The sequence below is a fragment of the Sphingomonas horti genome (assembly GCF_009753715.1).
Lineage (GTDB): Bacteria > Pseudomonadota > Alphaproteobacteria > Sphingomonadales > Sphingomonadaceae > Sphingomonas_B > Sphingomonas_B horti.
This window is the reverse complement of the sequence record NZ_WQMS01000013.1, coordinates 368,161-386,966: the sequence shown is the minus strand read 5'-3', so window position 1 is coordinate 386,966 and position 18,806 is coordinate 368,161. Positions and strand designations below refer to the sequence as shown.

General features: G+C 66.6%; 13 protein-coding genes and 1 tRNA gene. 10 read left to right on the top strand and 4 right to left on the bottom strand.

The features are described 5' to 3' along the window. Positions 1 to 23 precede the first annotated feature (23 nt). A complete protein-coding gene (locus GON01_RS11385; protein WP_157027466.1) occupies positions 24 to 1,382 on the bottom strand; it encodes a sensor histidine kinase in 1,359 nt (452 codons plus the stop codon). After that, positions 1,372 to 2,757 carry a sigma-54-dependent transcriptional regulator gene (locus tag GON01_RS11380; protein ID WP_309503502.1) on the bottom strand — a complete coding sequence of 462 codons (1,386 nt, stop codon included), beginning with the start codon at positions 2,755 to 2,757 and terminating at the stop codon, positions 1,372 to 1,374. Before GON01_RS11380 ends, GON01_RS11385 begins: the two co-directional genes overlap by 11 nt. Before the next feature lie 198 nt (positions 2,758 to 2,955). Between GON01_RS11380 and GON01_RS17015 the strand changes: the two genes are divergently transcribed. The 8 genes from GON01_RS17015 to GON01_RS11345 all read left to right on the top strand — a co-directional run bounded on the left by GON01_RS17015 (position 2,956) and on the right by GON01_RS11345 (position 15,949). Beyond that, on the top strand, positions 2,956 to 3,096 hold the full coding sequence (locus GON01_RS17015; RefSeq protein WP_232328783.1) for a hypothetical protein: 141 nt from the start codon (positions 2,956 to 2,958) through the stop codon (positions 3,094 to 3,096). Positions 3,097 to 3,251: 155 nt separating this feature from the next. Further along, a complete protein-coding gene (locus tag GON01_RS11375) occupies positions 3,252 to 4,553 on the top strand; it encodes an efflux RND transporter periplasmic adaptor subunit (protein WP_232328782.1) in 1,302 nt (433 codons plus the stop codon). Between the two features lie 11 nt (positions 4,554 to 4,564). Continuing rightward, positions 4,565 to 5,245, top strand: coding sequence for an ABC transporter ATP-binding protein (locus tag GON01_RS11370; RefSeq protein WP_157027465.1), 681 nt, complete (start codon positions 4,565 to 4,567; stop codon positions 5,243 to 5,245). A 28-nt stretch (positions 5,246 to 5,273) separates the two neighbouring features. Beyond that, complete coding sequence (locus GON01_RS11365; protein WP_157027464.1) at positions 5,274 to 7,763, top strand: ABC transporter permease; 2,490 nt, start codon at positions 5,274 to 5,276, stop codon at positions 7,761 to 7,763. A 10-nt stretch (positions 7,764 to 7,773) separates the two neighbouring features. Further along, positions 7,774 to 10,278, top strand: coding sequence for an ABC transporter permease (locus GON01_RS11360; protein WP_157027463.1), 2,505 nt, complete (start codon positions 7,774 to 7,776; stop codon positions 10,276 to 10,278). Positions 10,279 to 10,286: 8 nt separating this feature from the next. Next, the gene (locus GON01_RS11355) at positions 10,287 to 12,794 is read left to right on the top strand and encodes an ABC transporter permease (RefSeq protein ID WP_157027462.1); all 2,508 of its coding nucleotides are present in this window, start codon (positions 10,287 to 10,289) and stop codon (positions 12,792 to 12,794) included. Between the two features lie 9 nt (positions 12,795 to 12,803). Further along, on the top strand, positions 12,804 to 15,320 hold the full coding sequence (locus tag GON01_RS11350; RefSeq protein ID WP_157027461.1) for an FtsX-like permease family protein: 2,517 nt from the start codon (positions 12,804 to 12,806) through the stop codon (positions 15,318 to 15,320). 71 nt (positions 15,321 to 15,391) lie between these two features. After that, positions 15,392 to 15,949, top strand: coding sequence for a 3'-5' exonuclease (locus GON01_RS11345; protein WP_157027460.1), 558 nt, complete (start codon positions 15,392 to 15,394; stop codon positions 15,947 to 15,949). Here GON01_RS11345 and GON01_RS11340 read toward each other — a convergent pair. Further along, positions 15,946 to 16,119: a hypothetical protein gene (locus GON01_RS11340; RefSeq protein ID WP_157027459.1), complete on the bottom strand. Its 174-nt coding sequence runs from the start codon at positions 16,117 to 16,119 to the stop codon at positions 15,946 to 15,948. The genes GON01_RS11345 and GON01_RS11340 overlap by 4 nt on opposite strands. A gap of 783 nt (positions 16,120 to 16,902) precedes the next feature. Then, positions 16,903 to 16,988 (bottom strand) — tRNA-Leu (locus GON01_RS11335). Positions 16,989 to 17,071: 83 nt separating this feature from the next. Here GON01_RS11335 and GON01_RS11330 point away from each other — a divergent pair. Together GON01_RS11330 and GON01_RS11325 are read left to right on the top strand one after the other, a co-directional pair. Further along, complete coding sequence (locus tag GON01_RS11330; RefSeq protein ID WP_157027458.1) at positions 17,072 to 18,004, top strand: ABC transporter ATP-binding protein; 933 nt, start codon at positions 17,072 to 17,074, stop codon at positions 18,002 to 18,004. Beyond that, positions 18,001 to 18,771, top strand: a complete 771-nt coding sequence (locus tag GON01_RS11325; protein WP_157027457.1) for an ABC transporter permease — start codon at positions 18,001 to 18,003, stop codon at positions 18,769 to 18,771. The genes GON01_RS11330 and GON01_RS11325 overlap by 4 nt, the downstream gene beginning before the upstream one ends. Positions 18,772 to 18,806 lie beyond the last annotated feature (35 nt).

Sequence of the window (18,806 nt, the reverse complement as noted above, 5' to 3'; positions counted from 1 at the left end):
ACGCTCGTGCGCCGGTGCAAGGCTCAGAGGATGATGCGGAAGCGGGCGCCGCCGAGCGGGCTGTCCTCGATCGCGATGGTGCCGTCGTGCGCCAGCACGATCTGGCGGGCGAGGCTGAGGCCGACGCCGGTGCCTTTGGCCTTGGTCGTGAAGAAGGGAAGGAAGACTTCGCTGCGCTTGCCCTCCGGAATGCCGGGGCCGTTGTCGTCGACCAGGATCGTCGCGCCGCCGCCGCGGACCGCTTCGAAACGGACCGCGACGCGCGGCTCCGCGCCCTGCGCCTCAGCGGCGTCCGCGCCGTTCCGCAGCAGGTTGATCAGCACCTGCGCGAGCAGGTCCGGATCGGCGTCGAGCATCATCGTCTCGGGTTCGACCGACAGCTCGAAGCCGATCCGATCGGCCGGCCAATCGGCCTGGAACAGCCGCCTCAGCTCGTCGCCGAACGAAGCCGCGACGAAGACCTGCCGGTTGACCTGGGGCGTGCGGCTGATCTGGCGGTAGCTTTCGACGAAGTGCATCACGCCGTCGGCACGCCGGGCGAGCGTCTCGACGGCGGCGCGTGCGTCGGCGATCGTCTCGTCCCCACCGCAATCGGCGCTTGCCATCAGGTCGGCGGCGGTGCGCGCGAGCGAGGTCACCGGCGTCATCGAGTTCATGATCTCATGAGTGAGCACGCGGACCAGGTCGCTTTGGGTCGCGATCTCGACCGCGTTCAGCGCTTCCTGGATCGGCTGGACGGTGACCACCCGGTGCGAGCTGCCGAGCCGGTGCACGGCGGCGACGCGCAACAGGACGCGCTGGGCCTGGCCGCCCTCCGACGTCATCGTGACCAATTGCCGCTGCCCTGGCTGGAGCGCGCGCAGGCACTGGGCGAAGCCGGCGCCGAATTGCGCATAATCGTCGACCCTGACGCCGGACAGCGCGCCGAACATCCGCCGCGCGCTCTTACCGACCGGTTCGACCCGCTCCTCCGGATCGACCAGCAGCAGCGGGATCGGCATGTCGTCGACGATCGCCTGGTAGAAGCGGCTCTCGTCGGCCATCCGCGAGCGCTCGTCGCGCAGCGCGCGGATGCCGGAATCGAGCGCTTCGCCCAGCGCTTCGAAGCCGGAGCCGGCCTCCGGCCGTGCGAAGCTGGCCGACATGTCGCCGAAGCGGATCGCCTCGATGAAGCGCGCGACCTCGCGATTGGTGCGCTGGATGTAGTTCCACAAACCGATCGCGGCGCCCGCAACCATGGCCGCGGCGATGATCCGCGCGGCCCCCAGATTGGGTGCGGCGAGCGAGGCGGCGAAGGCCGCCAGCGCCGCCAGCAGCAGCAGCATCCGCCAGGCAAGGCCCAGCGCGAAGCGGCCGCGGAAGCCGATGCCGTCAGAGGGCATGCTTCTCCATGCGGCGATAGAGGGACGCGCGGGTGAGACCGAGCTCGTTCGCGGCGAGCGAGATGTTGTACGAATGCTTCTGCAGCGCCCGCTCGATCATCTGCTTTTCGGCACGTTCGAGATTGAGGTCGCTGCCGCTCTCGACGGTGACGACCGGGATGTGCCCGGCCTGGCGTCGGATCGAGAAGTCCTCGATCGAGAGCGGGCCGCCGTCCGACAGGATGACCGCGCGCTCGGCGGCGTGGCGCAGCGCCCGGACATTGCCCGGCCAGTCATAGTCGGTCAGCGCCGCGAGCACCGGGGACGCGAGAGGCAGCACCGGCTTGTCGTATTTGCGCGCATAGAGGCCCAGATAATGGTCCAGCAGCAGTGGAATGTCCTCGCGCCGCTGGCGGAGCGGCGGCAGCTCGATCTCGACCGTGTTCAGGCGGAACAGCAGGTCAGGCCGGAAACGGCTCTCGTCGGCCAGGGCCGAAGGGGGCAGGTTGGTCGCCGCCACCACGCGCACGTCGAACGGCACCGACTTGTTCGCGCCGACTGGCGTCACGCGTCGCTGCTCCAGCGCAGTGAGCAGCTTGGGCTGGAGATGAAGCGGCAGGTTGCCGATCTCGTCCAGGAACAAGGTGCCGCCGTCCGCCGCCTGCAGCCGGCCGACGCGGTCGGCGCGCGCATCGGTGAACGCCCCTTTCACATGGCCGAACAGCTCGGAATCGAACAGGGTCTCGGCGATCGCGCCCAGGTCCACCGACAGCATCACCCGGTCGGCGCGGCGCGAGCGGCGGTGCAGCTCGCGCGCGACGAGCTCCTTGCCGGTGCCGTTTTCGCCCAGGATCAGCACGTTCGCATCGGTCGGGGCGGCGCGCTCGATCAGCTGCATCACCCGCTTCATCGCCGGCGAGGTGCCGAGCAGCGGGGTCTCGCCGGCGGCCGGCGCGGCGATGGCGACGGCCTTCTGCCGCTCGGTCGACACCGCGTTGCGCGACTGGCGGAGCGATGCCGCCGTACGTACAGTGGCGAGCAGCCGCTCGTTCGACCAGGGCTTGGATACGAAATCGGTTGCGCCACGTTTCATCGCTTCCACGGCGATCTGCACTCCTCCATGCGCGGTGATCATCACGACCACCGCTTCCGGATCACGTTCGAGGAACCGGGCCAGCGCCTCGAATCCTTCAGCGGCGTTGGTCGCGCCGCGGGCAAAATTGGCGTCGAGCAGGATGACGTCCGGGTTACGCCCCTCGGTCTTCGCGAGCGCCTGGTCCGGCTGCTCAGCGACGATCACTTCGGCGAACAGATCGCGCAGCAACAGGCGCGCGGCGAGCAGGATGTCGGGATCGTCGTCGACCACCAATGCCAGGTCGAAAGGCTTGCTGCTCACTGCGTCCGGCTCCGCACAGTCCGTGTCCGAATCCGAACATAGACCATTCCAGTGTATGATGCACCTAGTACAGTCAATGGCGCATGATTTTTCCGGAAACGGCAGAAATCCGTGATTTTCGAGCGTCTGGCACGGGTTTCGCTGAGCATCCGGCAGCCGGGCAGACGGTCCGGGGGAACAGCTTTCAGGAGCCGAGCCATGATCAAGATTCGCCTGTCCTTCGCGTTTGCGGCGACGGTCGCCGCGGCTTTGACTACATTTGTAACCGTCGCGCCGCAACCGGCCAGTGCGGGCACGGTCGCCTGCCTGCATGCCGACCAGCGGCCGGTGCTCGCTTGAGCCGCGGACGCCCTGTTCAGGATCGGACACTTCTGTCCGCTTCCGGACAGGACTGCCGCCGCCTCGCGCGCGGCCTCTCTTGACTACAAATGTTTTCGTGAATGGCATGATGCTTGCTGCCAAGCCTTGTGGAGACCTGAATGAGCGTTGTTCGAATGAGTTCTGAGCCGCAGTCGCCCCGCGAGCCGGTGAGCGGCGGCGCGATGGACAAGGTCGTCGAGCGGCGCGGTATCTCCAACCGGCTGAAGGCGGGGATCGCGGCCGGCGCGCTCGCGATCGCCGGGATCGGCTTCTATGCCTATGCGCCGAGCGGCAATTCGCAGACGGTCGCGGCCGACCGGGTTACCGTCTCGACAGTGCAGCGCGGCACTTTTGACGACTTCCTGCCGCTGCGCGCACGCGTGACGCCTTTGCTGACCATCTATCTGGACTCGGTCGAGGGCGGCCGGGTCGAGGAAAAGCTCGTCGAGGACGGCGCCACCGTCGAGAAGGGGCAGCTGCTCGCGGTGCTCTCCAATCCCGAGCTGCAGCTGTCGGTGCTCGCTCGCCAGACCGATGTGTCGCGCGAGCTGAACTCGATGCGCAGCCAGGAGCTGGCGCTTGCCCAGACCCGGATGAGCGACGAACGCAACCTGCTGGAAGCCAAGCTCGCGCTCGAAAAGGCCGAACGCCAGTATCGCCGCGAAGCGCCGCTCGCCAAGCGCGGCTTCATTCCAGCCAAGCAGTTCGCCGATACCGAGGACGAGCTCCAGTACCAGCGCGAGCGCCACGAAGTGCTGCGCCGCACCCAGGCCACCGACGAGCGGCTGCAATCGAGCCAACTGGCGCAATTGCGCAAGTCGTCCGCATCGATGAGCACCAGCCTGGACGTCGCCCGGCTGAACCTTGAATCGCTGAAGCTGCGCGCGCCGGTCTCCGGCCAGCTTTCCGGTTTCGACATCCAGGTCGGCCAGTCGATGAACCGCGGCGAGCGGATCGGCCAGATCGACAGCCCGGGCGCGAACAAGCTGATCGCGGGCGTCGACGAATTCTATCTCGGCCGCGTCGCGGTGGGGCAGAAGGCGACGATCGACCAGGGCGGCAAGACCTATCAGCTGAAGGTCACGAAAATCTATCCGCAGGTGCGGAACGGCCAGTTCGAAGTCGACCTGCAATTCCAGGGTCCGCAGCCGGACGGGCTGCAGCGCGGTCAGACGCTCCAGGCCAAGCTGACCTTGGGCGACCCGACGCCGGCGCTGCTGATCCCGAACGGCAGCTTCTACAACGACACCGGCGGCGCCTGGGTGTTCGTCGTCACCGACGATGGCAAGGAAGCGGTGAAGCGCAATGTCCGCCTGGGCCGCCGCAACGCCGACTTCATCGAAGTGCTCGACGGGCTCCAGCCCGGCGAGAAAGTCCTGACCTCTCCCTACACCGGTTTCGCCGACAAGGACCGGCTCGACCTCCAGCAGAAGTGAAAGGAAGCCACATGCTGAGCATGCGCGAACTGTCGCGAGTTTACCGCACCGACACTGTCGAGACGACCGCGCTCGACCGGATCGACCTCGACATCGCGGACGGCGAGTTCGTCGCGATCATGGGTCCCTCCGGCTGCGGCAAGTCGACGCTGCTGAACGTGATCGGCATGCTCGACAGCCCGTCGAGCGGCTCCTACGTCTTCAACGGCGGCGAAGTGGCCGGCCTGCCGGAATCGAAGCTGGCCGATATCCGCAAGAAGCACATCGGCTTCATCTTCCAGAGCTTCAACCTGATCGACGAGCTGTCGGTCCGCGAGAATGTCGAGCTGGCGCTGCTGTACCACGACATCCCGTCGTCCGAGCGCAAGCAGCGGGTCGAAGCGGTGATGGACAAGGTCGGCATCGCCCACCGCGCCAAGCACCGGCCGAGCCAGCTTTCAGGCGGCCAGCAGCAGCGCGTCGCCGTCGCCCGCGCGGTGGTCGGCGAGCCCAAGCTGATCCTCGCCGACGAGCCGACCGGCAACCTCGACACCCAGCATGGCGAGGAAGTGATGCGGATGCTCCAGAAGCTGAACGCGGAAGGCTCGACCATCGTGATGGTCACGCACTCGCCCGCGCACGCCGACTATGCCGGCCGCGTCGTCAACATGCTGGACGGCAAGGTGCTGGTGGAGCGCCGCCGGGCCGCCTGAACCGCGGGGAGGAAAGGGGTAGAGCACGATGTGGCGCAGCAATCTGGTCGCCGGGCTCCGGGCGTTGCAGAAGAACCGGACTTACGCGTTCATCAACATCTTCGGGCTCGCGATCGGGCTCGCCGCGTGCATCGTTCTCCTTCTCTATGTCCGTTACGAGCTGACCTATGACGATTGGCTGAAAGACGCCGATCGCGTCTATCAGGTCCAGCTGATCCACACCGACCCGGAGACCGGCGTCCGCACGATCCAGCAGGAATCGGAAGGGGCGGCCGCGGCGCCGCTGGCCAAGGATTTCCAGCAGATCGATGCGGTCGTGCGCGCGGACGGCGACCGGCCGGTGTTCCTGCGCGACGGCGAGCCGGTCTTTGCCGACATGCTCTCCGCCGACCCGCAATTCTTCCAGGTCGTCAGCGTGCCGTTCCTGCGCGGCGACCCGCGTCATGCGCTCGACCAGGCGAACAGCCTGGTGATGAGCCGGGCCGAGGCGATCAAGCAGTTCGGCACCGACGACGTGCTGGGCCGCACCGTCACCCGCATCATGCGCGGCGAGAAGGTCGAACTGCGCGTCACCGGCGTATTCGAGGATCTGCCGCGCCACAGCCACATGAAATTCGGGCTGGTGACGAAGATCGATCCCGAGGACGCGGCCAGCTGCACGTGGGGCTGCGTCAACGGCTTCGTCTATCTGAAGCTGCGCCCCGGCGCATCGCCCGACCCGATCACGGCGGGCCTGCCGGCCTGGGAGAAGCGCAACATCCCGTCGCGCAACGTCGGCGGCGCGATGGTCAGCGAAGGCGACGATTTCGACTGGCGGCTGGTCAATGTGCGCGACGTGCATCTGTCGGGCGCGTCCGGCGGCGATCCCGAGCGGCCGAACAACGACCGCACCACGGTCGTGACGTTCGCGGTGATCGCGCTGCTGATCCTGGGCATAGCGGTCGCGAACTTCGTCAACCTGGCGACGGCGCGGGCCGGGCAGCGGGCGCGCGAAGTGGCACTGCGCAAGCTCGCCGGCGCGGCGCGGCGACAGCTGATCGCGCAGTTCCTGGGCGAATCGCTGCTGATCGTCGGCCTGTCGATGCTGATCGCGCTGGCGCTGGCGGAGCTGAGCCTGCCCTATATCGCCGCCTATCTCGGCACAGACCTGCATCTCGTGTATCTCGGCGCGGACGGCGTGCTGCTGCCGATCCTCGGCCTGTGGCTGGCGGTCGGGCTGCTGGGCGGTCTCTATCCGGCCTTCTACCTGACGCGGTTCCAGCCGGGCGTGATCCTGCGCTCCAACCGGTCCGCAGCCGAGCCACCCGGGACGGGAAAGCTGCGCGCGCTGCTGGTCGTTGCGCAATTCGCGGTCTCGATCGGCCTGATCGTCTGCACCCTGGTGGTTTACAGCCAGATCCGCTTCGCCCGGTCGATCGACGCCGGCTTCCGCCGCGACGGCCTGATCACGGTCGCCAATCTGGACCGCGCCGTCGTCGTGCCGCTGGTCGACACGCTGATCCGGGAGGCGCAGCGCCTGCCCGCCGTCCGCTCCGCAGCGGCGACGTCGATCTTCCCCGCGACGGGGCAGACGCTCAACACCGATTTCAGCGTCGAGGGACGCGTGAAGCCGATCACGATCGGCTGGTACAGCGTCTCGCCCGAATTCTTCGAGACGGCGGGCGTCGGCCTGCTGGCCGGCCGGCTGCCGTCGCGCGCCAACCAGATGGACGCGACGCTGCTGCCGGTCGATGCCGACGCGCGCAAGGCGATCGCGCAGAGCTATGTCGATCGGGGCGCCAACATCGTCGTCAACCGGCTCGCCGCCCGGCAGCTCGGCTTCGCCGATCCGGAGGCGGCGATCGGCAAGACGGTCCGCGTCAACGCGTTCGGGGCCAAGAACGGGCTGATGCCGGCGACCATCGTGGGCGTCGTCAAGGACTCGCGGTTCCGCTCCTTGCGCGAGCAGCCGGAAGCGGTCGCCTATATGAACAATGGCTTCTATTCGCGGCTGCTGGTGCATTTCGAGGGCGCCGAGCCGGCCGTGGTGCGCGAGCGGCTCGCGCAGCTGTGGAAGCGGCTGGTGCCGACAGTGCCGTTCGAGGCCGATTATGCGGATGCCGAGCTGGCCGAGCTGTACCGCGTCGACCAGGCGCGCGGCCTGAGCTTCGCCGGGTTCGCCGGGCTTGCCGTCGCGGTCGCCTGCCTGGGCCTGTTCGGGCTGGCCGCCTTCACGGCCGAGCGTCGCACCAAGGAGATCGGCATCCGCAAGGTGTTCGGCGCCAGCATCGCCGACATCGTCCGGCTGCTGGTCTGGCAGTTCACCAAGCCGGTGGTGATCGCCAACCTGATCGCCTGGCCCGCGGCGTGGTGGATCATGCGCGACTGGCTGAACCAGTTCGACGCCCGCATCGCGCTGACGCCGGGGCCGTTCCTGCTCGCCGGCCTGATCGCCTTCGCCATCGCGATCGGCACCGTCGCCGGCCATGCCATCCGTATCGCGCGTACCAACCCGATCCACGCCCTCCGCTACGAGTAGGACCCAGACGATGTGGCGCAATTACCTGACGGTCGGTCTCCGCTCCCTGATGAAGAACCGCACCTATGCGTTCATCAACATCCTGGGGCTCGCGATCGGCATGGCCGCGTGCCTGATGATCCTGCTCTTCGTGCGCTATGAGTTCAGCTACGACAAATGGCTGCCCGATTCCGAAAACGTCTATCAGGTCCAGACCTACTTCAAGAACCCGGATTCGGGCGAACTCAGCTACGGGCAGATGTCGACCTACACGTCGGAAGCGGCGCTGAGGAAGGATTTCCCGCAGATCATCGCCTCCGTCTATGTGCTGTCGTCAGAGCCGGTCTTCTACAAAGACGGGCAGGCGAGCTCGACGGAGAATTACCGCTACGTCAACGGCGACCTGCTCGCCACCATCCCGCTGCCGCTGGTCGCGGGCGACAAGAACGCGCTGGGCCGCGTCGGCGACGCGATCCTGAGCGAGACCGAGGCGATGAAGCGGTTCGGCACCACCAACGTGGTCGGGAAGACCTTCACCGTCATCTCAAAGGGCAAGCAGCGCGACTTCCGCGTGACCGGCGTGTTCAAGGACATTCCGAAGAACAGCTCGTTCGCCGCGAACATGATCGGGCGGATGGACTTCCCGAGCTTCTTCGCGACCGAGCCCGGCTTCCTCGACTGCTGGGGCTGCAATTCCGGCTGGGTCTATGTGCGGCTGAAGCCAGGTAGCGACGTAAAGACGATTGAGGCGCAGATGCCGGCCTGGGAAAAGCGCAACATCCCGGACCAGAACAGCGGCGAGGCGCGCTTCAACGCCGGCGATTTCGGCGACTGGCACCTGGTCAACATCCGCGACGTCCACCTGGGCAAGGCGCAGGACGCGGCGGTCACGCCCGGCAACGACAAGGCGTCGATCCTGACCTTCGCGGTGATCGCGATCCTGATCCTCGGCATGGCGGTGGTGAACTTCACCAACCTGTCGACCGCGCGGGCCAGCCAGAGGGCGCGCGAAGTCGCGCTGCGCAAGGTGCTCGGCGCCACCCGCAAGCAGCTGATCATACAGTTCATCGGGGAATCGGTGATCGTCACTTTCCTGGCGATGGTGATCGCTCTGGCGGTGGTGGAGCTTGCGATGCCGGCCTTCTCCGCGTTCCTGAAGGCGGATATCCAGGTCCATTATTTCGGGGCGGACGGCATCCTGCTGCCGGTATTGCTGCTGGTCGCGGTGGTGGGCGTCCTGGGCGGCCTCTATCCCGCCTTCTTCATCTCGCGCTTCCAGCCGGCGTCGGTGCTCCGCGCCAACAAATCGTCGGCGGAAACGCCGGGCTCGGGCCGGCTGCGGCAGGTGCTGGTGGTCGGTCAATTCGCGGTGTCGATCGGGCTGATCATCTGCACGGCGGTGATCTACGCCCAGACCGTTTACGCGCGCACCGTCGATCCCGGCTACAAGCGGGACCATATCCTGCAGATCGGCGATATGAATCGCTACCAGCTGCTCGACAAGGGCGAGATGATCGAGGAACGGGCGCGGCGCGTGCCCGGCGTCGACGCGGTCGGCCGCACCTCGATCGGGATCGCGACGGAAAGCCAGAACAACACCGGCGTGATGCTGCCGGGCCGGAAGGAGCCGGTCACGATCGGCAATTACGTCGTCGATCCCGGCTTCCTGGACGCGATGGGGCTGAAGCTGGTCGCCGGGCGCTGGTTCGACGAGAAGCGGCCGCTCGACGACATGAGCCTTCCGTTCCCGCCGGACGATGCCGCCCAGCAGGCTTTGGCGGCGCGCGGCGCCAACGTGGTGGTGAACGAATATGGCGCGCAGCGGCTCGGCTATCGCAATCCGGCCGACATCGTCGGCAAGACGTTCCGGGCAGCCCTGGTCGACAACAAGATCGGGCTGGTGCCGGTGACGGTGATCGGCGTGGTCGGCGACAGCCGGTTCCGCTCGATCAAGCAGCCGCTCGACCCGATCATGTTCCTGAACGCGCGCAGCGGCGGCGGGCATACGCACATGATCGTGCGCTATCACGGCGATCCCGAGAACGTCCGCCGCGGGCTCGAGCAGATGTGGCAGGGCGTCACCACCGAAGTGCCGTTCCTCGCCAAGTATAGCGACGACATCGTCGGCAAGCTGTACGAGGCGGAGGACGCGCGCGCGGAGACCTTCGCCGCCTTCGCGCTGTTGTCGGTGGTCGTCGGCTGCCTTGGCCTGTTCGGCCTCGCCGCCTTCACCGCCGAGCGCCGGACCAAGGAAATCGGCATCCGCAAGGTCATGGGCGCGCGCACCCGCGACATCGTGCGGCTGCTGGTCTGGCAGTTCACAAGGCCGGTGATCATCGCAAACATCATCGCCTGGCCGGTCGCCTGGTGGCTGATGCGCGACTGGCTGAACAAATTCGACGCACGAATTGACCTTGGCCCGACGCCTTTCGTCGCGGCCGGCCTGCTCGCGCTGCTGATCGCGATCGGCACCATCGCGGCGCACGCGATCAAGGTCGCAAGTGCCAACCCCATCCGCGCCCTGCGCTACGAATAGAGGTATCCATGTGGCAGAATTACCTGACGGTCGGCTTTCGATCGCTGCTGAAGAATCGCGCCTATGCCCTGATCAACATCCTGGGGCTGGCGATCGGCATGGCCGCGTGCCTGATCATCCTGCTGTTCGTCCGCTATGAGCTGACCTACGACAAAGCGCTCCCGGGGTCCGAGAACGCGTATCAGTTCCAGACCTATTATCACGATCCGGATACCGGCGAGCAGAGCTATCTGCAGATGGCCGCCTATGTGACCAAGCAGGCGCTGCTGAAGGATTTCCCGCAGATCGAGCAGGCGGTCTATATCCAATCGAGCCGCCCGGTCGTGATCCGCAACGGCGAGCCGTTCGAAGTCGAGGACTTCAAGTTCACCGACGGGCCGCTGTTCGACATCCTGCAATTCCCGTTCGTGCAGGGAAATCCCAAGACCGCGCTCGCCAATCCCGGGTCGATCGTGCTGACCGAAAGCGAGGCACAAAAGCGGTTCGGCGGCGAGAACCCGATCGGGCAGACGCTGACTGTCGCCGCCCAGGGCAAGAACACCGATTATCGGGTCACCGGCGTCGTCCAGGACCCGCCGAAGAACAGCCATGTGAAGCTCAGCATGGTCGCCCGCTATGACCCGAGCAGCTATTGGGCCGACAATCCCGATTTCCTGACCCAATGGGGCTGGCAATCCGGGCACATGTACCTGCGGCTGAAGCCGGGCACCGACGCCGCGGCGATCAACGCGCAGCTGCCGGCCTGGGAGAAGCGCAACATCGCCGACCAGGTGTTCGGTGGCCAGCGCTTCAACCAGGGCGACATCGCCGACTTCGCGCTGGTCAACATCCGCGACGTGCATCTCGGCAAGGCGCAGGACGGCGCGATGACCCCGGGCAACGACCGGCGCACCATCACGACGTTCGCCGTCGTCGCGCTGCTGATCCTTGGCATGGCCTGCGTCAACTTCGTCAACCTGGCGACCGCGCGGGCGAGCCAGCGGGCGCGCGAAGTGGCGCTGCGCAAGGTGCTCGGCGCGAACCGGCGGCAGCTGATCACCCAATTCCTGGGCGAATCCGTGCTGGTCGCCGGGATCTCGATGCTGGTCGCGCTGGCGATCGCGGAAGTCACGCTGCCGGCGATTTCCGGCTTCCTCGATGCCGATCTGGAAATGACCTATTTCGGCAGCGGCGGGCTGGTGCTGCCGATCCTGGCGCTGGTGCTGATCGTCGGCGCCGCCGGTGGCCTCTACCCCGCCTTCTACCTGTCGCGCTTCCAGCCCGCCAAGGTGCTGAAGGCGAACAAGTCGGCGGCCGATGCGGAAGGGAGCGGCCGCCTGCGCGGCGTGCTGGTGGTCAGCCAGTTCGCGGTGTCGATCGGCCTGATCATCTGCACGGCCGTGGTGTATGCGCAGACCGCCTATGCCCGCACGTCCGACCCCGGCTATCAGCGCGAAGGGCTGATCCAGATCGACGGCGCCGGGCGCCGCCAGATCCAGCCCGTGCTCGACACGATGGTCGCGGAAATGGCCAAGGTCGACGGCGTGGTCTCGGTCGGCCGCACGACGATCGGCATCGCCACGCCCAACAGCAGCAACACCGGCGTGCAGCTGCCCGGGCGGCAGGAGCCGGTCAATATCGGCCAGTACAATATCGACGACGGCTTCTTCAAAACCATGGGCATCAAGCTGATCGCCGGCCGCAGCTTCGACCGAAGCCGCCCCGCCGACAGTGCCGAACGCCCGTTTCCCGAGGATCCGGCCGCCGAGCGTGCCTTTGCCGCGCGCGGCGCCAACGTCGTCGTCAACGAGCTGGCGGCGAAGCGGATGGGCTTCAAGAACCCGGCGGATGCCGTCGGCAAGCAGCTGAAGGCGGCGCTGGTCGATCCCGAATATGGCGGCATGGTGCCGATCAACATCATCGGCGTCGTCCAGGATTCGCGCTTCCGCTCCGTCCGGGAGCCGATCGACTCGATCATGTTCTTCTACGATCCCAAGTCGATCAACCAGATACTGGTGCGCTACAGCAGCAAGGATCCAGCGGCCGTGCGCGGCCGGCTGGAGGGCGTGTGGAAGCGGCTGGCGCCGGAGGTGCCGTTCCAGGCCAAGTTCAGCGACGAGATCGTCGGCAAGCTGTACCAGGCGGAAGCATCCAGAGCGGCCATCTTCGCGGCCTTCGCGCTGCTGGCGGTGATCGTCGGCTGCCTCGGCCTGTTCGGCCTCGCCTCGTTCACGGCGGAGCGGCGGACCAAGGAGATCGGCATCCGCAAGGTGCTGGGTGCGCGCACCCGCGACATCGTGCGGCTGCTGGTGTGGCAGTTCACCCGGCCCGTGATCATCGCCAACCTGATCGCCTGGCCGGTCGCCTGGTGGGTGATGCGCGACTGGCTGAACAAGTTCGACGACCGGATCGCGCTCGGCCCGACGCCGTTCGTCGCGGCGGGCCTGCTCGCCCTCGTCATCGCCATCGGCACCATCGCCGCCCACGCGGTCAAGGTCGCCAGCGCCAATCCGATCCGCGCACTGCGCTACGAATAGGATTGTAGGATGTGGCGTAATTACCTGACCGTCGGCCTTCGTGCCCTGACCAAGAACCGCGTCTATGCGGCGATCAACATCGTCGGTCTGGCGCTCGGCCTCGCCGCGTGCGTGATGATCCTGCTCTACGTCCGCTACGAGATGACGTACGACGACTGGGTGCCTGACGCGGACCAGGTCTTTCAGCTGCAGACCAACTACAAGGCGACCGCGCAGGGCGGCGAGGAAATGCACCTGCAGGTCGCCGCGATCGCGGCCGGCCGCGCGCTGCAGAAGGACTATCCGGACGAGGTCGAGAAGCTGGTCTGGGTGCGCGGCTTCGCGCCGATCGTGATCCAGGACGGGCAGGCGGGGCAGATCAAAGAGCTCCGCATGGTCGACGGCAACCTGTTCGACATCCTGAAGATGCCGTTCGTCCGCGGCAGCGCGGCGAGCGCTCTGCCGGACAGCCATTCGATCGCACTGAGCGAAACCGAAGCGAAGAAGCGCTTCGGCAACCGCGACCCGATCGGGCAGACGCTGACGATCGTCGATAATATGGGCGACGTCGACTACAAGGTCACCGGCGTCTTCAAGGACTGGCCGAAGCATTCGAGCTTCACGGCCGATGCCGTGGCGCGGTTCGACCTAAACACCCAATTCTCCGATCGTCCGCGCGACCTGACCAGCTGGAACAACCAGCAGGGCTGGTATTACGCGCGGCTGCGTTCTCCAAAGGACGCGGCGCTGATCAATTCGCGCATGGATGCATGGAAAAAGCGCAACATTCCGGACGAGGAAGTCGCGGGCCAGAAAACCAATGCCGGCGACGTGCAGGATTATCGCCTGGTCAATATCCGCGACGTCCATCTGGGCGAGGCGCAGCGCGCGCCCGTCACGCCCGGAAATGATCGCTTCACCGTGATCACGTTCGGGGTGATCGCGCTGCTCATCCTTGGCATCGCCTGCGTCAATTTCACGAACCTGACGACAGCACGCGCCTCGCAACGCGCCCGCGAGGTGGCGTTGCGCAAGGTGCTCGGGGCGTCGCGCGGGCAGCTGCTCGTCCAGTTCCTCGGCGAATCGGTCCTGATCGCGTTCGTCGCGATGGTGCTGGCGCTGGCCATGGTCGAGCTGCTGCTGCCGTCCTTCAACGCGTTCCTGGGCAGCGACATCGCGCTTCATTATGTCGGCAGGGGCGGCGTGATATTGCCGCTGATCGGCCTGGTCGTGCTGGTCGGCATCGTCGCCGGCCTTTATCCCGCCTTCTACCTCGCCCGGTTCGAACCCGCGAAGATCCTGAAGGCCAACAAGTCGTCGGCCGACGCGCAGGGCTCGGGCCGGTTGCGCAACATCCTCGTCGTCGGGCAGTTCGCGATCTCGATCGGGCTGATCATCTGCACGGCCGTCATCTACTCGCAGACGATCTATGCGCGCACCGTCGATGCCGGATACCGCCGCGACGGGCTGCTGCAGGTCGGTAACCTCGGTTATCGCGGCGTCGACGGCCGCGACCAGGCCGTGACAGAGCAGATCCGGCGCATCCCGGGGGTGCAAGCCGCGGCGCGAACCCAGATCGCGGTCGATCCCGACAGCAACTCGATCACTCGCGTCTATTTTCCCGGCGCGACCCAGTCGGTCGATCTGGGCGACTATTCGGTCGAGCCGGGCTTCTTCGAAGCGATGGGCATGAAGATGCTCGCCGGCCGCGCCTTTTCGGAAGCGCAGGGGCGGGACGACGTGACCACGCCGCCGCGATCCGACCCGGGGCGCGAAGCCGCGTTGCAGGCGCTGGCCCAGCGCGGCGCCAATGTCGTCGTGACGATGGAGGCGGCGCGCCGGCTCGGCTTCAAGACGGCGCAGGACGCGATCGGAAAGCAGTTCCAGGGCGACATGCTGCCGTCCGAATACGGCCTGCTGCCGGTCACGATCGTCGGCGTGGTGGAGGACGCGCGCTTCCGCTCCGTTCGCGAACCGCTGCAGCCGATCATCTACACGATGCGCCGCAACGGCTTCGAGACGATCGCGGTGCGTTTCTCGGGCGATCCTGCCGCCATCCGTCAGCAGATCGAGACGGTGTGGAAGCGCAACATCCCGCAGGTGCCATTCCAGGCGCGCTTCGCCCAGGACATCGTGCGCGAGCAATATGACCGCGAGGCAGCCCGCGCCCAGATTTTCGCCACCTTCGCGGCGCTGGCGGTCGTGATCGGGTGCCTCGGCCTGTTCGGCCTTGCCGCGTTCACCGCCGAGCGGCGCACCAAGGAGATCGGCATCCGCAAGGTGCTGGGCGCCCGCACCCGCGACATCGTGCGGCTGCTGGTGTGGCAGTTCACCCGGCCGGTGATTGTCGCCAACCTGATCGCCTGGCCGGTGGCCTGGTGGGTGATGCGCGACTGGCTGAACAAGTTCGACACGCGGATCGAGCTGACGCCCACGCCCTTCGTCGTCGCCGGCCTGATCGCCTTCGCCATCGCGATCGCGACGGTGGCCGCCCACGCGATGCGGGTCGCGCGCACCAACCCGATCCACGCCCTCAGATACGAGTAGGCCAACTGCTCCGCCCCGGTCTTGCAAGCGCCGGGGCGGAGTCTTTCCCTCTCTCCGCGCGTTCCGCCGGCATGCGCGTGTTCGTGGATTTCGAAGCCTCGTCGCTGTCGAAGAACAGCTATCCGATCGAGGTCGCCTGGGTGTTCGAGGACGGCGCGCACGAGACGTGGCTGATCCGCCCGGCGCCGGCCTGGAGCGATTGGGACGCGCGCGCCGAGCGCATCCACGGCATCCCGCGCGCGCTGCTGGAGCGGGAAGGGGAGGCGCACGACCGCGTCGCCGCGCGGATGCTCGATGCGCTCAGCGGCCATGACCTGCTTGCCAGCGCGCCGTCCTGGGACGGCAAATGGCTGAGCGCGCTGCTCCGCGCCGCCGGGCTGTCGCGGCATGCGCTCCGCCTGCGCGACAGCGACGACGCGCACCTGGAGACCGCAATGGCGCTGCTGCAGGGCGCGGTCGAGCCGCAGAAGATCGAGCAAGTGGCGTCATCCCTCGTCGCTGGCGCCGAAGTCCGGCCGCCCGACCAGCCGCCCGCCCACCGTGCCCTCGCCGACGCGCAGGAAGAGCGGCTGCGCTGGTTCAGGGTGCGGGAGGAAGCGCGGCTACTGGCGGAACGGTTGCGCGGCTAGACGTCCGCCGCCGCCTTGTCCTTGTCCGAGGTCTCGCCGCGCTCCCGGTCGTCGGGCGAGGGGTCCTGGCCCTTGCGCCGCACATTGCCGGAGACTTCTTCCTCGAACTGCCGCTTCTGATCGAACATCGCGCTCTTCTGCGCGGGACCCTTGCGCCTTTGGCCCGTCATCTGTGCCTCCATCATGCGCGGGAGGAACGAAGCGCGGCAAAGGCCGATCCGGCCCATGCGGCCAGGGGTGCGGAGGGAAAGGCTCGGCACAAGAAGGGAAGGCGTTCGACAAGCTCAGGCCGGCTGGTGACGGGTTGGTCGGTCTCTCCGGAATGTCGGCAATAGGGCGGCAAGCCGACATTGTCGGCCATCACGTAACCTGTCATCTTCATGCTATGGGATACGAGACGCCGCCGTTCTCGCGGCGTACGCGATTAGTGTGGGCGCTATTCTTCGCAGCGTCCCCGCTCGTCCTGATGACGGCCTATCTAGCGATCTCTAGGGGTATGGTGGATAGGTGGAGCGGAGCGACCGACTACTCCGCGCTCGCCGTCAGTGTTGCCGTGGGATTGAGTGGTGTCTGGGTGCTTCCTTGTTCGCGGCTCGCTCGAGCATTGCTCTCGCTGTTGTACGGCGCCGGCGCGCTCTTTCTTCTGTTTGCGTGGAGCTTGGGCTTTGTGTGCGCCGCCTTCGGCGACTGTCTCTAGTCGGCAAAGGGTGGTTACCGGACCAATCACCTCTCCCATAGGGAGAGGTCGAGTCAGCGCTTGCGCTGACCGGGTGAGGGGTCTGGGCCTCTCCACGAAGTCCTGGTCCCCTCACCCCGCTCGCGGCGGAGCCGCGAGTCGCCCTCTCCCATGGGAGAGGGGCCGCAATGGGTCGTTTGCAGACGGACGGCATCTCACGCCGGTGACCGGGCGCGTTCAGTTGGGCTGGGCCCAACTTCCAATGACGGCCCACCAATGGTGCGGACGGCGGGACTCGAACCCGCACGCCCATGGGGCAGAAGATTTTAAGTCTCCAGCGTCTACCGGTTCCGCCACGTCCGCACGCGCCAGCTTGATCGGGGCGGCGCGGGGCGGGGTCAAGCCTGCGGTTGCCCATGGCCCCACGAAACCGCTACCGGAACGAGATGGACCCGATCATCCGCATTTCCGGCCTGACCAAGACCTATGAGTCCGGCCTCCAGGCGCTGAAGGCCGTCGATCTGGAGATCGGGCGCGGCGAGATCTTCGCGCTGCTAGGCCCGAACGGCGCCGGCAAGACGACGCTGATCAGCATCGTCTGCGGGATCGTGCGGCCAAGCGGCGGGACCGTGACGGTCGACGGGCACGACATCATCGCCGGCTATCGCGCGACGCGAAGCGCGATCGGGCTGGTGCCGCAGGAACTGACCACCGACGCGTTCGAGACAGTCTGGGACACGGTCAGCTTCAGCCGTGGGCTGTTCGGCAAGCCGCGCGAACCGGCCTATATCGAGCGGCTGCTGAAGCAGCTGTCGCTGTGGGACAAGCGCACGACCAGGATCAAGGAGCTGTCCGGCGGCATGAAGCGCCGGGTGATGATCGCCAAGGCGCTCTCCCACCAGCCGACCGTGCTGTTCCTCGACGAGCCGAGCGCCGGCGTCGATGTCGAGCTGCGGCGCGGCATGTGGGAGATGGTGCGGGAGCTCAGGGAGCAGGGCGTCACGATCATCCTGACGACCCATTATATCGAGGAAGCCGAGGAAATGGCCGATCGCGTCGGCGTGATCAGCCATGGCGAGCTGATCCTGGTCGAGGAGACGGCGTCGCTGATGCAGAAGCTCGGCAAGCGCGAGCTGACGCTGAAGCTGGTCGAGCCGATGGCGTCGATCCCGCCGGAGCTCGACGAATGGGCGCTGGAGTTGCGCGACGAAGGCAATGAGCTGCTCTTCACGTTCGACGCCAAGGCGGAGCGCACCGGCATCGCGTCCCTGATCCGGCGGATGACCGACCTCGGCATCGGCTTCAAGGACCTGGCGACGCGGCAGAGCTCGCTGGAGGACATTTTCGTCCGCCTGGTACATGAAGGGGAGAGCGCATGACCGGCATCAACTGGCGCGGCGTGCTCGCCATCTACAAATTCGAGATGCACCGGTTCGCGCGGACGCTGTGGACCGGGCTTGCGGTGCCGGTCATCACGACATCGCTGTATTTCATCGTGTTCGGATCGGCGATCGGCTCGCGGATGAGCGAAGTGGATGGCGTGCCCTATGGCGCGTTCATCGTGCCGGGGCTGATGATGCTGTCGCTGTTCACGGAGAGCATCTTCAACGCCTCGTTCGGCATCCACATGCCGCGCTTCACCGGCACCATCTACGAGATCCTGTCGGCGCCCTTGTCGGCGTTCGAGACGGTGCTCGGCTATGTCGGCGCGGCGATGACCAAGTCGACGACCGTCGCGCTGGTGATCCTGTTGACGGCGAACCTGTTCGTCGACGTGCGGATCGAGCACCCGCTGCCGATGATCGCGTTCCTGCTGCTGATCGCCGCGACCTTCTGCCTGTTCGGCTTCATCGTCGGCATCTGGGCCAAGGGCTTCGAGCAGCTGCAGGTGATCCCGCTGCTGATCGTGACGCCGATGACGTTCCTGGGCGGCGCCTTTTATTCGATCGACATGCTGGCCGAGCCGTGGCGCACCGTGACGTTGTTCAATCCGGTCGTGTATCTGATCAACGCGTTCCGCTGGACTTTCTACGGAACCTCGGACGTGGCGGTGGGCGTGAGCTTCGCGATCACGCTCGCAATCTTCGTCATTTGCCTGGCAGTGGTCGCCTGGATTTTCCGCACCGGGTATCGGCTGAAGAGCTGAAACAAGACGGCCGGAGCCCGAAGGCTCCGGCCGCC